General features: G+C 73.8%; 14 protein-coding genes. 8 read left to right on the forward strand and 6 right to left on the reverse strand.

The features are described 5' to 3' along the window. Positions 1-6 precede the first annotated feature (6 nt). Positions 7-876 carry an Fpg/Nei family DNA glycosylase gene (locus ABT093_RS19410; RefSeq protein WP_350565775.1) on the forward strand — a complete coding sequence of 290 codons (870 nt, stop codon included), beginning with the start codon at positions 7-9 and terminating at the stop codon, positions 874-876. Positions 877-972: 96 nt separating this feature from the next. On the opposite strand, the gene ABT093_RS19415 is transcribed toward ABT093_RS19410, so the two are convergent. Beyond that, a complete protein-coding gene (locus ABT093_RS19415) occupies positions 973-1,827 on the reverse strand; it encodes an SAM-dependent methyltransferase (protein ID WP_350565777.1) in 855 nt (284 codons plus the stop codon). A 174-nt stretch (positions 1,828-2,001) separates the two neighbouring features. Here ABT093_RS19415 and ABT093_RS19420 point away from each other — a divergent pair, with 174 nt between their 5' ends. The 6 genes from ABT093_RS19420 (at position 2,002) to ABT093_RS19445 (ending at position 9,135) form a co-directional block, all read left to right on the forward strand. Further along, positions 2,002-2,943 (forward strand): polysaccharide deacetylase family protein, encoded by a 942-nt coding sequence (locus tag ABT093_RS19420; RefSeq protein WP_350565779.1) that lies wholly within the window; start codon positions 2,002-2,004, stop codon positions 2,941-2,943. Between the two features lie 200 nt (positions 2,944-3,143). Next, on the forward strand, positions 3,144-3,470 hold the full coding sequence (locus ABT093_RS19425) for a hypothetical protein (protein ID WP_350565781.1): 327 nt from the start codon (positions 3,144-3,146) through the stop codon (positions 3,468-3,470). Between the two features lie 135 nt (positions 3,471-3,605). After that, entirely contained in the window at positions 3,606-5,279 is a 1,674-nt protein-coding gene (locus ABT093_RS19430) for a beta-N-acetylhexosaminidase (RefSeq protein WP_350565783.1), read from the forward strand. Between the two features lie 85 nt (positions 5,280-5,364). After that, positions 5,365-6,441: a class I SAM-dependent methyltransferase gene (locus ABT093_RS19435; RefSeq protein ID WP_350565784.1), complete on the forward strand. Its 1,077-nt coding sequence runs from the start codon at positions 5,365-5,367 to the stop codon at positions 6,439-6,441. A gap of 105 nt (positions 6,442-6,546) precedes the next feature. After that, positions 6,547-7,419, forward strand: coding sequence for a sulfurtransferase (locus ABT093_RS19440; protein WP_350565786.1), 873 nt, complete (start codon positions 6,547-6,549; stop codon positions 7,417-7,419). Between the two features lie 177 nt (positions 7,420-7,596). Beyond that, positions 7,597-9,135, forward strand: a complete 1,539-nt coding sequence (locus ABT093_RS19445; protein WP_350565788.1) for a M1 family metallopeptidase — start codon at positions 7,597-7,599, stop codon at positions 9,133-9,135. A gap of 70 nt (positions 9,136-9,205) precedes the next feature. On the opposite strand, the gene ABT093_RS19450 is transcribed toward ABT093_RS19445, so the two are convergent. From ABT093_RS19450 to ABT093_RS19470, 5 genes are all read right to left on the reverse strand, one after another. After that, entirely contained in the window at positions 9,206-10,600 is a 1,395-nt protein-coding gene (locus ABT093_RS19450; protein WP_350565790.1) for a condensation domain-containing protein, read from the reverse strand. Between the two features lie 135 nt (positions 10,601-10,735). Beyond that, positions 10,736-12,175: a GH1 family beta-glucosidase gene (locus ABT093_RS19455; protein WP_350565792.1), complete on the reverse strand. Its 1,440-nt coding sequence runs from the start codon at positions 12,173-12,175 to the stop codon at positions 10,736-10,738. 36 nt (positions 12,176-12,211) lie between these two features. Beyond that, positions 12,212-13,099: a carbohydrate ABC transporter permease gene (locus tag ABT093_RS19460; RefSeq protein WP_350565794.1), complete on the reverse strand. Its 888-nt coding sequence runs from the start codon at positions 13,097-13,099 to the stop codon at positions 12,212-12,214. Further along, a complete protein-coding gene (locus ABT093_RS19465; protein WP_350565796.1) occupies positions 13,096-14,106 on the reverse strand; it encodes a carbohydrate ABC transporter permease in 1,011 nt (336 codons plus the stop codon). The genes ABT093_RS19460 and ABT093_RS19465 overlap by 4 nt, the downstream gene beginning before the upstream one ends. 35 nt (positions 14,107-14,141) lie before the next feature. Continuing rightward, positions 14,142-15,476 (reverse strand): ABC transporter substrate-binding protein, encoded by a 1,335-nt coding sequence (locus tag ABT093_RS19470; RefSeq protein ID WP_350565798.1) that lies wholly within the window; start codon positions 15,474-15,476, stop codon positions 14,142-14,144. A gap of 339 nt (positions 15,477-15,815) precedes the next feature. Here ABT093_RS19470 and ABT093_RS19475 point away from each other — a divergent pair, with 339 nt between their 5' ends. Continuing rightward, the gene (locus tag ABT093_RS19475) at positions 15,816-16,838 is read left to right on the forward strand and encodes a LacI family DNA-binding transcriptional regulator (RefSeq protein WP_350565800.1); all 1,023 of its coding nucleotides are present in this window, start codon (positions 15,816-15,818) and stop codon (positions 16,836-16,838) included. The last annotated feature ends 40 nt before the right edge of the window (positions 16,839-16,878 follow it).

A 16,878-nucleotide genomic window follows, 5' to 3' on the forward strand; every position in this document is an offset into this window, starting at 1 on the left:
GGGCGCATGCCGGAGCTGCCCGAGGTCGAGGCCCTGACCGCCTACCTGTCGGAACGGCTGACCGGGCGGGTGATCGCCGAGGTCCAGCCGGTGGCGATCAGCGCCCTCAAGACCTACGACCCGCCGGTGACCGCGCTGGCCGGTCTGACCGTCGGCCCGGTGGTGCGGCGCGGCAAGTTCCTCGACATCGAGGCCGGTGGCCTGCACCTGGTGGTCCACCTGGCCCGGGCGGGGTGGCTGCGCTGGAAGGAGGACCTGCCCGCGCTGCCGCCGCGGCCGAGCGCGCGCAACCCGCTGGCGCTGCGGGTGCGGCTGGCGGGCCCGGGGGCGGACGGCTTCGACCTCACCGAGGCGGGCACCAGGAAGGGGCTCGCGGTGTACGTGGTGCGGGAGGCGGCGGAGGTCCCGGGGGTGGCCCGGCTCGGCCCGGACCCGCTGGATCCCGGCTTCGACCTGGAGCGCTTCCGGGCCCTGCTGAGCGGCGAGCGGCGCCGGATCAAGGGCGTGCTGCGGGACCAGAGCGTGCTCGCGGGTGTCGGCAACGCCTACTCGGACGAAGTGCTGCACGCGGCGCGGATGTCCCCGTACAAGCTGGCGGCCGACCTGTCGCCGGAGGAGACGGAACGGCTGTTCGAGGCGCTCGGCACGACGCTGCGCGAGGCGGTGGAGCGCTCGCGCGGGCTGGCCGCGGGGGAGCTGAAGGCGGAGAAGAAGCTGGGCCTGCGGGTGCACGGGCGGACCGGGCAGCCGTGTCCGGTCTGCGGGGACACCGTGCGGGAGGTGTCCTTCGCGGACTCCTCGCTGCAGTACTGCCCGACCTGCCAGACCGGGGGCAGGCCGCTCGCGGACCGGCGGATGTCCCGGTTGCTGAAGTGAGACCGGTCCACCCGGAGTGCCCGGCCCGCGGGCCGGCCCCGCCCGGTGGTGGCAGTGGGCGGGGCCGGTGGCGGCCCGGGGACGGCCGGCAGTGGCTCAGATCTTTCGGGCGACGCCGCCCCAGTAGTACGCGGCGTACGGGTCCTCGGGCCGCTCGCCCTCCGGGTGCCAGGCCATCACCGGGGCGACGCCGGGCTCGACCAGCTCCCAGCCGTCGAAGAACCGGGTGACGTCCTCCTTGCTGCGCGGCACCAGGGTCATCCCGGCGGCGCGGGCGGAGGCGGTCACCTGGGCGACGGCGGCCTCGTTGAAGTCCTGGGTCGGGTGGGTGAGCGCCAGGTAGCTGCCGGCGGGGAGCGCGTCGCGCAGCGCGGCGACCTTGCCCCACGGGTCGTCCTCGTCGGCGATCAGCATCAGCACGGCGATCATCAGCAGGCCGACCGGCTGGGAGAGGTCCAGCGTCGAGTTGAGGGCCGGGTCGGCCAGCAGCTCGGCGGGCTTGCCCAGGTCGGCGTGGATGTAGGTGGTGCGGCTGGCCGGGGTGGAGACCATCAGCGCGCGGGCGTGGGCCAGCACGATCGGGTCGTTGTCGACGTAGACGACCCGGGTGCCCTCGCTCGCCGCCGAGGCGATCTCGTGGGTGTTCGGCGAGGTGGGGATGCCGGTGCCGAGGTCGAGGAACTGGCGGATGCCGTAGCGCTCGGCGAGGTGGCGCACGGCGCGGCCCTGGAAGGCGCGGTTCTCCTTGGCCTGCGCCTTCATGGTGGGCACGGCCTTCTCGATGGCCTGGCCCATCGCGCGGTCGGGCGGGAAATTGGTCTTGCCGCCCAGCCAGTAGTCGTACACCCGGGCGGAGTGCGGGGTGCTGGTGTCCACCCCGTACTTCTCCCACTGGCTCAGTTCGGCGTCGTCGCTGTCGGAGCGGTCGGCGAAATCCTGACTTCTCGTCATGGCCACGTCCTCTGAAGACAGATCATCACACTGGGAGAGGTCAGAGTAGCGGTACCGACGGGAGTCCGGTCAGGGGGTGGGCGAACCGGCCGTGACATGCGCCGTTGGGGTGGTGATCGAGCCCGTCGGAGTTGCCGCTGGGAGGCCGGACGGTGAACGGGGGAGAGATGCAGAATGCTGTCTGATCGTCAGATTACTTCGCGAAGGTTGCTGCTGGTCGCGGCGGGGATGTCGCTGCTCGGGCTGGCCGGCTGCGGCCGGGCCTCGGAGATGCTGGAGACCGCCGGGCTGGGCGGGTACCCGGGGTCGGAGGCGGCGCCGGGCTCTCCGGCCGACAGCCCGAGCCCGTCCGCCGTTCCGGCCGTCGTTCCGTCCGAGACCCCGACCGCGCCGCCGGCCCCCTCCGCCGCTCCGGCGTCCACCGCCGCCGCGAGCCCCGCCGCCGCGACCGCCTCGGCGGCGCCCGCCCCCTCGGCCCCCGCCCCGGCCGCGCCGACGCCCGCGCGGGCGCTGTCGGCCGCCGAGGCCAAGCCGGTGTACGAGCTGGACGCCGCGCGGCAGGTGGTCGCGCTGACCATCGACGACGGCCCCGACCCCCGGCACACCCCGACCGTGCTGACGCTGCTGGAGCGGTACGGCATCCGGGCCACCTTCTTCCTGATCGGCGAGAACGCCGTCGAGCACCCCGACCTGGTCCGCGAGATCGCCGCCCGCGGCCACCACATCGCCAACCACACCTGGACCCACCCCGACCTGCGGAGTCTGTCCGAGGGCAAGGTCCGCGACGAGCTGGAACGCACCTCCGACCTGCTGCACCGGGCCACCGGCAAGGTGCCGACCTGGTTCCGGGCGCCCGGCGGCGACTGGTCCTCGACCGCCCTGCGGGTGAGCGCGGAACTGGGCATGCGGCCGATGGCCTGGTCGGTCGACCCCCGGGACTGGGCCCGCCCCGGGACGGGCGTGATCACCGACCGGATCCTCAAGGACGTCCGCCCCGGGGCGATCGTGCTCAACCACGACGGCGGCGGGGACCGCTCGCAGACGGTGGCGGCGCTGAAGACCTACCTGCCGGTGCTGATCGACTCCGGCTACCGCTTCACCGCCCCGCCCGGCTGAGCCGGTCGGCGCAGCGGGGCCGAGGGCGTGCGAGCAGCGGAGGACAAGCAAACGGGTGAATGCAGAAGTCGCGGGAAACGCGCTTAAACCCCCCGAAAGGATGGATTAGCAGAATCGTTTCCCTGCTTTTTGGGCCTCTAGGGTGATCTCGCACCAATTCCCCAGGTACCTCCGCGTACCGCCTGAAAGGGCCACCCGCCATGCGTCTGCGCAACGCCGTGCTCGCCGTCACCAGTGCGATCGCGCTCGTCCTCGCCGTCCCGGTCTCCGCCAACGCCGCCGACGGCGAATTCCGCTACAAGTACGGCGCGGACTTCGCGGGCGCGCTGGTCGACCCGCGGAGCGGAACCTGCATCGACCTGCCGGAGGCCGGCGAGGACGAGCCGGCGTACGCGCCGTCGAACCAGACCCGCTCGACCGCCACCGCCTTCCTCGACTCCGGCTGCGCGGGCGACACGTACTTCGTGCTGCGGCCGGGCGGGCGGGCCGGCGACCGGCTGCTGGTCCGCTCGGTGGTCTTCTCCTGAGCCGCTCCCGAACGCGTCAAGCGGGTCCGCGAGTTCGGACGAAGCACGGGACATCGCGGTGATTGGTTGAGACCATTCCGGTGAACCGGCCGTGAACAGCGGCCGGCGGAGCGCCTGACGACACCGGGAGCAGCCGTGCCGATCCGAACAGCCGGGCTCCCCGCCCGGGCCCGCAGAACACTCGTCCTCGCCGTCGTCCTGCTGCTCGCCGCGGTCGGCTTCGGGGTGCGGCAGGTGGCCGGCGGCGAGGACACCGGCCCGGAGCGGGCGCCCGCCGTACCCGCCGGCCCGCGCACCGCGGACCGGATCGTCCCGGTGCCGCTCTCGGTCGCCGCCGGCTCCGGCCCCGGCTACCGGCTCACCGAGCGCACCGCCGTCCGGACCGTCCCCGGGACCGAGGCCGTCGAACGGCAGGCCGGGGAGGTGCGGCGGATCGCCGGGCAGCTCGCCGAGGCGCTGCGCCGTCCGACCGGACTGCCGCTCCCGCTGGCCGACGACGCCGGTGCGGCGGGCGGCGAGGGGATCAGCCTGCTGCTCGATCCCGGGCTCCCCGAGGCGACCGGCACCGAGGGGTACCGGCTGACCGCCGACGCCACCGGGGTGCGGATCACCGCCCGGACCCCGGAGGGCCTCTACCGCGGCACCCAGACCCTCCGCCAGCTGCTGCCGCCGCAGATCGAGAGCCCGCGCCCGGTCGCCGGCGGCCCGGAGTGGACGGTCGCGCCGGTCACCGTCGAGGACCGTCCGCGCTACGGCTACCGGGGCGCGATGCTCGACGTCGCCCGCCACTTCTTCACCCCCGCCGAGGTCAAGGGGTTCATCGACCGCCTCGGCCTGTACAAGGTCAACCACCTGCACCTGCACCTGAGCGACGACCAGGGCTGGCGGATCGCCGTCCCGTCGCGGCCCGCGCTGACCGGGGTCGGCGCGGTCAGCGAGGTCGGCGGCACCCCCGGCGGGTTCTACACCGCGGCCGACTACCAGGAGATCGTCCGCTACGCCCAGGAGCGGTACCTGACCGTCGTCCCCGAGATCGACCTGCCCGGCCACAGCAACGCGATCCTCGCCTCCTACCCGGAGCTGGACTGCACGAGGAGCGCCCGCCCCTGGCCGTACACCGGGATCGAGGTCGGCTTCTCCACGCTCTGCCCCACCGGTGACGCCGTCTTCGCCTTCACCCAGGAGGTGATCACCGAGCTGGCCCGGCTGACCCCCGGGCCGTACCTGCACATCGGCGGCGACGAGGTGAAGAAGATCCCCCCGGCCGAGTACGCCGACTTCGTGCGGCGGGTGGACGCCCAGGTGCTCGCCGCCGGGAAGACCGCGGTCGGGTGGAACCAGACCGCGGCGGGCGGGGTCGGGCTGCTCCAGTTCTGGGACGGCCGGGGCGGGCGCGACGCCGAGCTGAAGGAGGCCGCCGAGCGCGGCGCCAAGGTGATCATGTCGCCGTCCGGCCGCACGTACCTCGACATGAAGTACGAGTCCGGCTACCCGCTCGGGCTGGTCTGGGCCGGCACCATCGACGTCCGGACCGCCTACTCCTGGGACCCGGACACCCTGCTGCCGCTGCCCGCCGGCTCCGTGCTCGGCGTCGAGGCGCCGCTGTGGACCGAGACCCTGGACACCCCGGAACAGCTGGACCTGATGCTGCTGCCCCGGCTGCCCGCGCTCGCCGAACTGGGCTGGTCGTCGAAGGAGAGCCACTCCTGGGAGCGGTTCAAGAGCCGCCTCGCCGAGGAGGGCGCGCGCTGGGAGGCGGCCGGTTACCGCTACGAGAAGCGGTCCGAGGTGCCCTGGCCCGCCCCGTGAACCTCGGGGTGGGGGATCGTCCGGCGGCGGCGTAGCGTGACGAGGGGAGGGTTCGCGCAGGTCCCGAGACGGCGCAGGAGGAACGATGTCCGAACGGGAACCGGACCCGGCGAAGCAGGAGGAGTTCGCGGGTCGTGTGGTGCAGGTGCTCAACGACGCCTGCCTGGGATTCATGGCCTCCGTCGGCCACCGGACCGGCCTCTTCGACACCATGGCCGGCCTCGCTCCATCGACCAGCGAGGAGGTCGCCCGCGCCGCCGGACTGGACGAGCGCTACGTCCGCGAGTGGCTCGGCGCCATGGTGGTCGGCGGGTTCGTCGAGTACGAGCCCGGGCAGCGCACCTACCGGCTGCCGCCCGAGCACGCGGCGTCACTGACCCGGGCCGCCGGGCCCGACAACCTGGCCGGGATGATGCAGTACCTGGCCCTGATGGGCGAGGTCGAGGAGCGGATCGTCGAGGTGTTCCGCAAGGGCGGCGGGGTGCCGTACTCCGCCTACCCGCGGTTCCAGGCGCTGCAGGGCGAGGAGACCGCCGCCGTGTACGACCGGGTGCTGGTGGACGTCGTCGTGCCGCTGGTGCCGGGGCTCACCGAGCGGCTGCGCGCGGGCATCGACGCCGTCGACCTCGGCACCGGCCAGGGCCACGCCGTCAACGTGCTGGCCAAGGCCTTCCCGGCCAGCCGGTTCACCGGCGTGGACATCTCCGAGCAGGGCATCGGAGCGGCCAAGGCGGAGGCCGCCGCGCACGGCCTGGACAACGCGCGCTTCGACCTCGCCGACTCGGCCGATCTGACCGGCTCCTACGACCTGGTCACCGCCTTCGACGTGATCCACGACCTGGCCCGGCCGGGCCGCACGCTGCAGGCCGTCGCGGCCGTGCTGCGGCCCGACGGCGTCTTCCTGATGGGCGACATCGCGGCCAGCAGCCTGCTGGAGGAGAACATCGGCCACCCGCTCGCCCCGGCGCTGTACACCTTCTCGACCTTCTACTGCATGACGGTCTCGCTGGGCGAGGGCGGCGCCGGGCTCGGCACCGTCTGGGGCGAGCAGACCGCCCGCCGGATGCTGGCCGAGGCGGGCTTCGGCTCGGTGCGGGTCGAGCGGATCGAGGGCGATCCGCTCAACCAGTACTACGTGGCCCGGCTGCCGGTGGCGGCGTAGCGCACAGGGCGTCCTCCCGGGGCGGGCGGCTCCCCCGGCCCGGGTGGCCGGGGGCGGGGGCGCGGACGTAGGTTCGAAGGGTCCCCGTGTGAAGGGAGGGCGGCGATGTCCGGCAACGGCTACGCACACCCCGAGGCGCTGGTCGGCACGGAGTGGCTGGCCCAGCACCTGGACGACGGCACGCTCCGGGTCGTCGAGGTGGACGAGGACACCGGAGCCTACGCCCGCGGTCACCTGCCCGGCGCGGTCGGCTGGGACTGGACCACCGACCTGCACAGCAGGGTCGGCCGCGACTACGCCGACCGGGCGGGCGTCGAGCACCTGCTGCGCGCCGCCGGGGTCGAGGACGACACCACCGTGGTGCTGTACGGCGGCAACGACAACTGGTTCGCCGCCTACGCCTTCTGGCTGCTGAGGCTGCGCGGCTTCGGCCCGGTGCGGCTGCTGGACGGCGGGCGCAAGAAGTGGGAGCTGGAGGGGCGCGAGCTGACCGAGGAGGTCATGGACTACCAGCACAGCCCCTACCGGCTGACCGGGCCCGAGCACCCCGAGGTGCGGGCGCTGCGGGACGAGGTGCTGGCCAGGGCGGAGGTGTTCGCCAAGCCGGGGTCGGACGCGGTGCTGGTGGACGTCCGCTCGCCGGCCGAGTACCGGGGCGAGGCGCTGGCCCCGCCGCACCTGCCCCAGGAGCAGGCGCAGGTGCCCGGCCACATTCCCGGTGCGGTCAACATCCCCTGGTCGCGGGCGGCCAACGAGGACGGCACCTTCCGTTCGGCGCGGGAGCTGCGGGAGCTGTACGGCGGGCAGGGCGTCGAGCCGGAGCGCGAGGTGATCGCCTACTGCCGGATCGGGGAGCGCTCGGCGCACACCTGGTTCGCGCTGACCGAGCTGCTCGGGTACCCGCACGTCAAGAACTACGACGGCTCCTGGACCGAGTACGGCTCGCTGGTGCGGGCGCCGGTGGCCCTGGGGGCCTAGCCCATACGGTGTATGACGGCAGGTCGGAAGTTCATGACGTGCCGTCACCGGTCGGCGGCAGCGCGATGTCAACCCTGTATCTTCTTATGAACATCTCATAGTTCAGGCGTAGGGCAGGAACTGTTGGGACAAGGATCGATCCGACCCGTTGTCCCAGCAATCCTGTGGAGGACCTCCGTGCGCAAGAGGCTGATCGTCTCTGCCGCTGCCGGCGCGCTCGCCCTGCTCCTGTCCGTCCCCGCCTCCGCCGCCCAGGCCGGCCCCGGCGCCGCGGGCATCGGAGACCCCTACTACCCATACGCCGGCAACGGCGGCTACGACGTCTCGCACTACGACATCCGGCTGAAGTACCAGCCCGCCACCGATGAGCTGGAGGGCACCACCACCATCCTGGCCACCGCCACCCAGGACCTCACCCGCTTCAACCTGGACTTCGTGCTCCAGGTCAAGGAGATCCTGGTCAACGGGCGCGCCGCCACCTTCACCACCTCCGGCGAGCAGGAGCTGGTGGTCACCCCGGCCCGGACCATCGCCAAGGGCAGCCCGGTCACCGTCGTCGTCCGCTACGCCGACAAGCCCGGCGAGGTCGAGCGCGGCGGCTACTCCGCCTGGATCCGCACCGACGACGGCGGCGTGGCCGCCAACGAGCCCGAGGGTGCCGCCTGGTGGTACCCGAGCAACGACCACCCCACCGACAAGGCCACCTTCGACGTCTCGGTGCTGGTGCCCAACGGCACCGAGGTGATCAGCAACGGCACCCGGACCACCAGCCAGCGGCCCGGCTGGACCCGCTACAACTACCGGCAGAGCAAGCCGCAGGCCACCTACCTGGCCACGCTGGCGATCGGCAAGTTCGACGTCCGCCAGGACACCACCCCCGGCGGGCTGCCCGTCATCACCGCCTACAGCCCGAACCTCGGCGTCAACGCCGGCGCCGCGCGGGCCAGCGTCGAGCGCACCGGCGAGCTGACCGACTGGCTGAGCACCGTCTTCGGCGCCTACCCCTTCGACTCGGTCGGCGGCTACGTGCCCAATGTGCCCACCGGGTACGCGCTGGAGACCCAGGGCCAGATCTTCTACAGCCCCGCCCAGTTCGCCCGCGGCGCCAACACCTCCGTCGTGGTGCACGAGCTGGCCCACCAGTGGTACGGCGACAGCGTCTCCGTGCAGCGCTGGAGCGACATCTGGCTCAACGAGGGCTTCGCCCGCTACGCGCAGTGGCTCTGGTCCGAGCACGAGGACGAGGGCACCGCCCAGGAACTGGCCGACTTCTTCTACGACTACTACCCGGCCGACGACCCGTTCTGGTCGGTCAGGCCGGGCGACCCGGGCGCGGACCACCTGTTCGCCGGCGCCGTCTACGACCGGGGCGCGATCACCCTCCAGGCGCTGCGCAACACCGTCGGCGACGACACCTTCTACCGGATCCTCAAGGGCTGGGCGACCGAGCACAAGTTCGGCAACGCCACCGTCCAGCAGTTCCAGGCGTACGCCGAGCGGGTCTCCGGCCGGCCGCTGGGCACGCTCTTCAACACCTGGCTGTTCACCGTGGGCAAGCCGCCGGCGGGGACGGACGGCATCGGGACCCCGATCGCGGCGGCGGCGAGCCTGGCGCCGGGCACGGCGGCGCCGGACGCCACGGCGGGCAAGCGGCCGGAGCCGAAGTCCTGGAAGAAGATCCAGGAGACCAACACGGTGCACGAGCACCAGCACTGACGGTCGATCAGTACCGAAGCGCCGGGGCCCGGCCGTCCGTACGTGAGCGGACGGACGGGCCCCGGTGCCGTCAGCGGGGCCGCGGGGCGCGGTCCTCGGTGAGCACCAACTCCTCGATCCCGTAGAGGAATTCCTCCATCGCGGGCCGGGGGAGCACCGCCGGGTCGGCGGTCATGGCCAGCTGCAGGGCGGCGGGAGTGCGCAGGGCGTCCAGGGCGTAGGTCAGCCCGGGGCGCGGGTCGAACTCGACGGGCCAGGCGAGCGTGGTGCGCCCGTCCCCGCTCCCGCCCGCCGCTGCGCCCGGTGAGGCCGAGGCCTGGGCGGCCAGGTCGCCGGGGAGCAGCTCGCGGGTGTCGTTGAAGACGCAGGAGCGGTCGGCGAGCGGCACCTGCTCGGCGGTCAGCCGCTCGACCTCCGCGTCCAGCAGCCGCCGGTTGTAGTAGGCGTGCCGGTAGGCGGCGATCGACGCGGCGTGGGTGCGCCGCACCGCCTCGCCGAACTCGCCGTCGGCGTCGGTGAGGTGGAGCAGGGCGTCGCCGGCCACCACGCTGACGGCGTCGGTCAGGCCGGACAGGAAGCGGTTGTTGACCACCACCTGGAGCACCGCGTCCGAGCGGCCGGCCAGCCGGGCCGTCATGGCCGCCGCCGCCGCGAGCAGGACGGCCGAGGAGCCGGCCCGGTGGGCGGCGGCGACCCGGTCGACGGCGGGCAGCAGCGCGGGCGAGCTGAGCACGGCGTTCGGGAACCGCTCGGCGGAGCCGGCCCCGCCGCCGACCGGCGGGAAGAGCCGGGACGGGGCGGCGCGCAGCTTGCGCAGGGTGTGCGCACGGGCGTTGGCATCGCGCTTGAGGCCGCGCTCCGAGGTCTGGAACGCGGCCTCCTCCAGCGGCTGTCGGGGCGAGCGGGCGGCCCGGATGGCGTCCGGGCCGGTGCCCAGGGAGAGTTCGCTGAGATCGCGGACCAGCAGGCCCATGCCGGTGCCGTCCACCGCGGTGTGGGACAGCACCAGCGAGACGAACCGCACCAGGCCGTCGGCGACCACCAGGCCGGCCCGGATCGGCCACTCGGTGCCGCAGTCGAACGGCCGGCCGGCCAGCTCCTCGTGCAACGCGGCGCCGGCGGAGGCGAGTTCCTCGCCGCCGGCGTCCGCCGCGCAGTCCCGGACCCGCACCGTCAGCCGGCCGGCCGGGTCGACCTGCTGGCGCAGGCCGGTGCCGTCCGGCTCGGGCAGCAGCCGGGTGTGCAGGGAGTCGTGCAGGTGGAGCAGGTGCCCCAGGGCGTCCAGGACGGCCGGCAGTGGCAGGCCCGGGTCGAGCGGGGCGGCGGTGGTGATGTTGAAGCGGGGCCGATCGGCGGGGGCGGAGCGGTTGACGACGTCCCAGATGGCCCGCTGACCCCAGGTGGCGGGTCCGCTGCCGGAGCGGCCGTCGGTGAAGGGTATCTCCAGTTGTCGACTCGTAGTCACCGTGGTGGTTCTCCGATGCGCTGGTTCGGATGCGGCGGATGGTGCTGTCGGGTGCGGTGGGAGCCGTGGTGGAGAGTCTGCTGCACCGCCCGGACGCCCGTCGAGCCCCCGGCACGGTCGCCGCCGTCCGCCCCGCTACGCGGCGCCCGGCGGGTGGAGCGTGCCGGTCCGGACGACCCGGGCGTACCAGTGGGCGCTGGCCTTCGGGGTGCGGGCCAGGGTGCGGTAGTCGACGTGGACCAGGCCGAAGCGCTTGGTGTAGCCGTACGCCCACTCGAAGTTGTCCAGCAGGGACCAGAGGAAGTAGCCGCGCACGTCGGCGCCGTCGGCGACGGCCCGGTGCAGCGCCGCGAGGTGGGCGTGCACGAAGGCGGCGCGCTCGGGGTCGTCGACGGCGCCGTCCGGGCCGGGCTCGTCGGGGTAGGCCGCGCCGTTCTCGGTGACCATCAGCGGCAGCTCCGGGTGGCGGCGGGCCAGTCCGGTGAGCAGCTCGTACAGGCCGGACGGGTCGACGGCCCAGCCCATCGCGGTGCGCTCGCCCGGGGCCCGGTGGAAGCCGACCCGGTCGGCGCCCGGCCAGGGGGAGGCGCTGCCCGCGCCGTGGCCGTCCTCGCGGGCGGGGGCGGCGCCCTCCGGGGTGGCCGAGACCACGCTGGGCGTGTAGTAGTTGACGCCGAGCCAGTCCAGGCGCTGGTGGACCGCGGCCGGGTCCCCGGGGCGGACGAAGGACCAGTCGGTGAGGTGCGCGGTGTCGGCCAGCAGGTCCTCGGGGTAGCCGCCGTCCAGCATCGGGCCGAGGAACACCCGGTTGCCGACCGCGTCGATCCGGCGCACGGCGTCCCGGTCGGCGGCGGACGGGGTCAGCGGGCGCAGCGCGTGCAGGTTGAGCGACACCGACACCTGGGCGCCGGCGGGCAGCACGGAGCGCAGCGCCGAGACGGCCAGGCCGTGGCCGAGGTTGAGGTGGTGGGCGGCGCGCAGGGCGTCCACCGGATCGGTGCGGCCGGGGGCGTGCACGCCCGAGCCGTAGCCGAGGAAGGCGCTGCACCAGGGCTCGTTGAGGGTGGTCCACTGGGTGACCCGGTCGCCGAGCGCCTCGCCCGCCAGGGCCGCGTAGGCGGCGAAGCGCTCGGCGGTGCGGCGGGCGGGCCAGCCGCCGTCCTCCTCCAGCTCCTGCGGGAGGTCCCAGTGGTAGAGCGTGGCGACGGGGGTGATCCCGGCGTCGAGCAGGTCGTCGGCCAGACGGCGGTAGAAGTCCAGGCCGCGCGGGGAGGCGGGGCCCCGGCCGGTGGGCTGGACGCGCGGCCAGGCGAGCGAGAACCGGTAGGCGGTGAGGCCGAGTCCGGCCATCAGCCGGACGTCCTCGCGGAAGCGGTGGTAGTGGTCGGCGGCCACGTCGCCGGTCTCGCCGAGGTGGACCTTGCCGGGCGCGCGGCAGAAGGCGTCCCAGATCGACGGGGTGCGGCCGTCCTCGGCCACCGCGCCCTCGATCTGGTAGGCGGAGGTGGCGGCGCCCCAGAGGAAGCCGGCCGGGAAGCGGAGCGCCGCGGTGGCGGTGCTGGCGGGTCGGGTCACGGTGCTGCTCCAAACGGGTGGAAGGGGAGGGCGTGGTCAGTTCTTGACCGCGCCGGCGGTGATGCCGCCCACGATGTGTCTTCCCAGCACGGCGAAGACCAGGAGCAGCGGGAGGGTCGAGATCAGCGCGCCGGTGAGCACGATCGCCTGGTCGACGCTGTGGTTGCCGGCGCCGAGCCCGGCGAGGGCCACCTGGAGGGTCGGGTTGCCGTCCGGGGTGAGGGCGATGAAGGGCCAGAAGAAGTCGTTCCAGGCCTGCACGAAGACCAGCATGCCGAGCACGGCCATCGCCGGGCGGGCCACCGGGAACACCACGTGCCAGACCACCCGCAGGCTGTGCGCGCCGTCCATCCGGGCGGCCTCGACCAGTTCGGCGGGCAGTGCCTCGACCAGGTACTGGCGCATGAAGAACACGCCGAACGCGGCGACCAGCGAGGGCAGGACCACCGACTGCAGCTGGTCGACCCAGCCGAGGTCGGTGACCAGCCGGTAGAGCGGGATGACGCTGAGCTGCGGCGGGATCGCCATGGTGGCGACCACCAGGGAGAGCAGGGCGCCCCGGCCGCGGAACGGCAGCCTGGCGAAGGCGAAGCCGGCCAGGGTGGAGAACAGCACGGTGGACAGTGCCACCAGGCCGGCCACCACCGTCGTGTTGACCAGCGCCCGGCCCAGGTCGACCTGGTTCCAGGCGAAGGCGAGGTTGTCGAACAGCCGGCGCCCGGGCAGCAGCGGGACCGGAGCGGTGACGACGCGCTCGCCGGAGTGGGAGGCGGCGACCACGTTCCAGTAGAGCGGGAAGAGCGAGACCAGGGCGGCCAGGCCGAGCAGCAGCCGGGTCAGCGGGCCGGCCCGGTGCTGGTGGCCGGCGCGTTGCCGCCACCGGGGGCGGCGGGCGGCGGGCGTGGGGGCGGGGGCGGTGGTCACGGTCGGTCCCTCCTGCGGCGGACGCGGGCGACGAGGACCCGGAGGGCCCCGAGCAGCAGCAGGACCAGCAGCATCACCCAGGCGATCGCGGACGCCTGCCCGAGCGCGCCGGTCACCCAGCCCTTCTCGTACATCAGCAGGCTGAGCGTCTGGAACTGGTTGCCGCTGCCGCCGCTGATCCCGAGGCTTCCGCCGAACAGCATGGGCTCGCCGAACAACTGGGTGGCGCCGATAGTGGACACCACGATGGTGAACAGGATGGTCGGGCGGATCGAGGGGATGGTCACGCTGAGGAACTGCCGCAGCCGGGAGGCGCCGTCGAGCGCCGCCGCCTCGTAGAGGTCCTGCGGCACGGCCTGCATCGCGGCGAGGTAGATCAGCGCGTTGTAGCCCGTCCAGCGCCAGGTGACGATCGCCGAGATCGCGATCTGCGCGGGCCACTTGGAGGACTCCCAGTCGACCGGGGCGAATCCCGCCCGGCCGAGGACGGTGTTGATCAGCCCGTAGTCGCTGTTGAACAGCTGGGCGAAGACCAGCGTGGCGGCGGCGACCGAGGTCGCGTACGGGGCGAGCACCGCGACCCGAAGGAAGCCCCGGCCGCGCATCCGGTAGTTGAGCAGGTGGGCCAGGCCCAGTGCGAGCAGCAGCTGCGGCACGGTGGACAGCACGCCCAGGGTGAAGGTGTTGGCCAGGGCGTTCCAGAAGTAGTGGCTGTCCCACAGGCCGGTGTAGTTCCGCAGGCCGCGCCACTCGGCCGGGCCGCCGAGCTCCACCCGGTGCAGCGAGAGCCAGCCGGTGTGGATCAGCGGGTAGAGGCCGAAGGCGGCGAAGCAGAGGAAGAACGGCGCGACGAAGGCGTACGGCGCGGCACGTCGGTCCCAGCGGTGCAGCCGGCCGCGCCAGCCGTGCCCGGGCGGGCGGCCCTTGGCGGTGTCCGGGCCCGGGACGGGCGGGGGCGGGACGGGCGGCGGGGTACCGTCGGCCGCCACCGCGGCGGGGGCGGGCATGGGCTCCTCCTTCCGGGAGGGGATGGCGGCGGCCGCTACTTCTGGATCTTGTCGTCGACCAGCTTGCCGACGTTGGTCCAGGCCTGCGCGGGGTCGGTGCCGCGCTGCTCGATGTCGAGGATGCCGTTGTCGGTGAGGAAGGTCTTCACCTGGCCGTCCCAGCGGCTGATCGGGACGGCCTTGATGCCGGCGGCGGTCTCGGAGTAGATCCGGCCCACGGGGGTGTCGCCGAAGAAGGGCAGCCGGGCGTTCTGCACGGCGGGGGAGGAGAGCGTCTCCCGGGTGGAGGGGATGTTGCCGTTGACGGCGAAGACCTTGGCGTGCTGGGCCGGTGCGGTCAGCCAGGCCGCCAGCTCGGCGGCCTCCTCGACGTGCGGGCCGGACCTGGGGACGGCGAGGAAGGAGCCGCCCCAGTTCCCCGGGACCGGGGCCGGGGCGATGTCCCACCGGCCCCGGTTCCCGGCGCCGGCCTGGTCCTTGATGATGCCGGTCATCCAGCTGGGGCAGGCCACGGTGGCGAAGCGGTTGTTCTTGAAGCCGGCGTTCCAGGTGCCCTTCTCGTCGAACTGCCGCAGCTTCGCGGTGAGTCCGCCGGTGGCGGCGGCGGTGGCGATCTCCCAGGCCTTCTTCACCCCGGGGCTGTTGCGGTAGTCCAACTCGCCCTTGGAGTCGGCGTACTGGACCGGCTCGCCGGAGAGCACGGCGTTGAACAGCCCACTGGCCGAGTCGTGGAAGGCGGTGCCCTCCGGGGCCTTGGCCCGGTACGCGCGGGCGGTGTCGAGGAACGCGTCCCAGCTGCCCGCCCAGAGCGCGCCGACCTGGGCGCGGTCGGTCGGCAGCCCGGCCTCGGCGAAGAGGTCCTTGTTGTAGCAGACGGCGATCGGGCCGACGTCGGTGCCCAGGCCGATCACCTTGCCGTCCGCGGTGGTGGCCTGCTTGACCTTCCAGTCGAGGAAGGCGCCGAGGTCCGCGCCGCCGGTCGTGCCGAGGTCGGCCCACTTCCCGGCCAGGGCGGGGGCGGTGGCCTCGGCGATGTAGCCGACCTCCACGGCCTGGATGTCGGCGAGGCCGCTGTCGCGGGACAGCCGCAGCTTGAGGGTGTCCCAGTACTTCTGGCCGTCGGCCACGTTGGACTCGACGATCTTGATGTTCGGGTGGAGTCTCTCGTACTCGGCGTAGAGCCCGGCCCCGGTCTCGTTGTCGTAGCCGAAGGAGCCGAAGGTGCCGATCCGCAGGGTGATCCGGCCGCCGTCGCCGGCGGCGTCGGCGCTCTTGCCGCCGCTGCCGCAGCCGGTGACGGCCACCAGGGCGGCGGTGGCGGCCAGGGCCGCGAGGGCGGTGCGGCGGGGGTGGGCGGTGGTGGTGTGCATGGCGGTCTCCTCGTCCGGGAGTGCTGCTGCCGGGGGTGGGGTGGGTGGGAGCCGATCGTGGGGGTGCTCGCGGGAGTTGCTCGTGGCGGTTGCTCGTGGGGGTTGTCCTCGGGAACGTCCGTGGGAGCGCTCCCACGCCACAGCCGGAAGGTTCCTGTGTGAGCCGACCCGGTGTCAAGAGATGAACCCGAATTACCTTCCGGCGGGCGGCTGTTTGCCGGGTGGCGTCACTTCCTGAAGGCGGGCCGTGGCGGCTCGGCGCGGCCGTGATCTACCATGCGGGCCCGGGCCCTGTGGACCGGAGGGCGGCGACGGGGCGACGGCGGAGGGGCGCGGACGGTGAGCGGACGGCAGACGGGTCGGCCGACCCTGGAGGAGGTCGCGGCCCGGGCCGGGGTCGGCCGCGGCACGGTGTCCCGGGTGATCAACGGCTCGCCGCGGGTCAGCGAGCAGGCCAGGGAGGCGGTCGGCCGGGCCGTCGCGGAACTCGGGTACGTGCCCAACCGTGCGGCCCGGGCGCTGGCCGGCAGCCGTACCGACGCGGTCGCCCTGGTCGTGCCCGAGACCGAGGCCCGGCTGTTCGCGGAGCCCTACTTCCTCGACATCATCCGTGGCGTGAGCGCCGAACTCGCCGCCGCGGACAAGCAGTTGCTGCTCACCCTGATCCGCACCGAGCAGGAGCGCCAGCGCTTCGAGCAGTACCTGGCCGCCCAGCGGGTGGACGGCGTGCTGATGGTCTCCGTCCACCGCGACGATCCGCTCCCGGACCTGGCGCGCGAGCTGGGCCTGCCGACCGTGCTGAACGGCCGCCGCTCGCCGGACGAACCGGCGTCGTACGTCGACTCGGACAACGTGGGTGCGGGGCGGTCGGCGGTCGAGCACCTCGCCGGGCGCGGCCGGCGGCGCATCGCGACCATCACCGGGCCACCGGACATGGAGGCCGCGCGCGGCCGGTTGGCGGGCTACCGCGAGGGACTGGCGGCGGCCGGGCTGCCGGTGGACGAACTGCTGGTCGCCACCGGCGACTTCACCGAGGAGGGCGGGCGCCGGGCGATGACCGCCCTGCTGGAGCGCCGGCCGGACCTCGACGCGGTCTTCGCGGCCTCCGACGTGACGGCGGTCGGCGCGCGCGCCGCGCTGCGCGCCCACGGCCTGGCCGTGCCGGGCGACGTCGCCCTGGTGGGCGTCGACGACTCGCCGATGGCGCGTCACCTGGACCCGCCGCTGACCAGCGTCCGGCAGCCGATCGAGGAGATGGGGCGGGCGATGGCCGCGGCCCTGCTGCGGCAGATCGCCGGCGAGGAGGCGGAGCCCTCCCGGCTGGTGCTGCCGACGGAGCTGGTGGTGCGCGAGTCCTCGTGACGGCCGGGCCCCACCCGGCGGGCCGGGCGGGGCCTTGAGG

Source organism: Kitasatospora sp. NPDC002551 (assembly GCF_040296005.1).
Taxonomy (GTDB): Bacteria; Actinomycetota; Actinomycetes; order Streptomycetales; family Streptomycetaceae; genus Kitasatospora.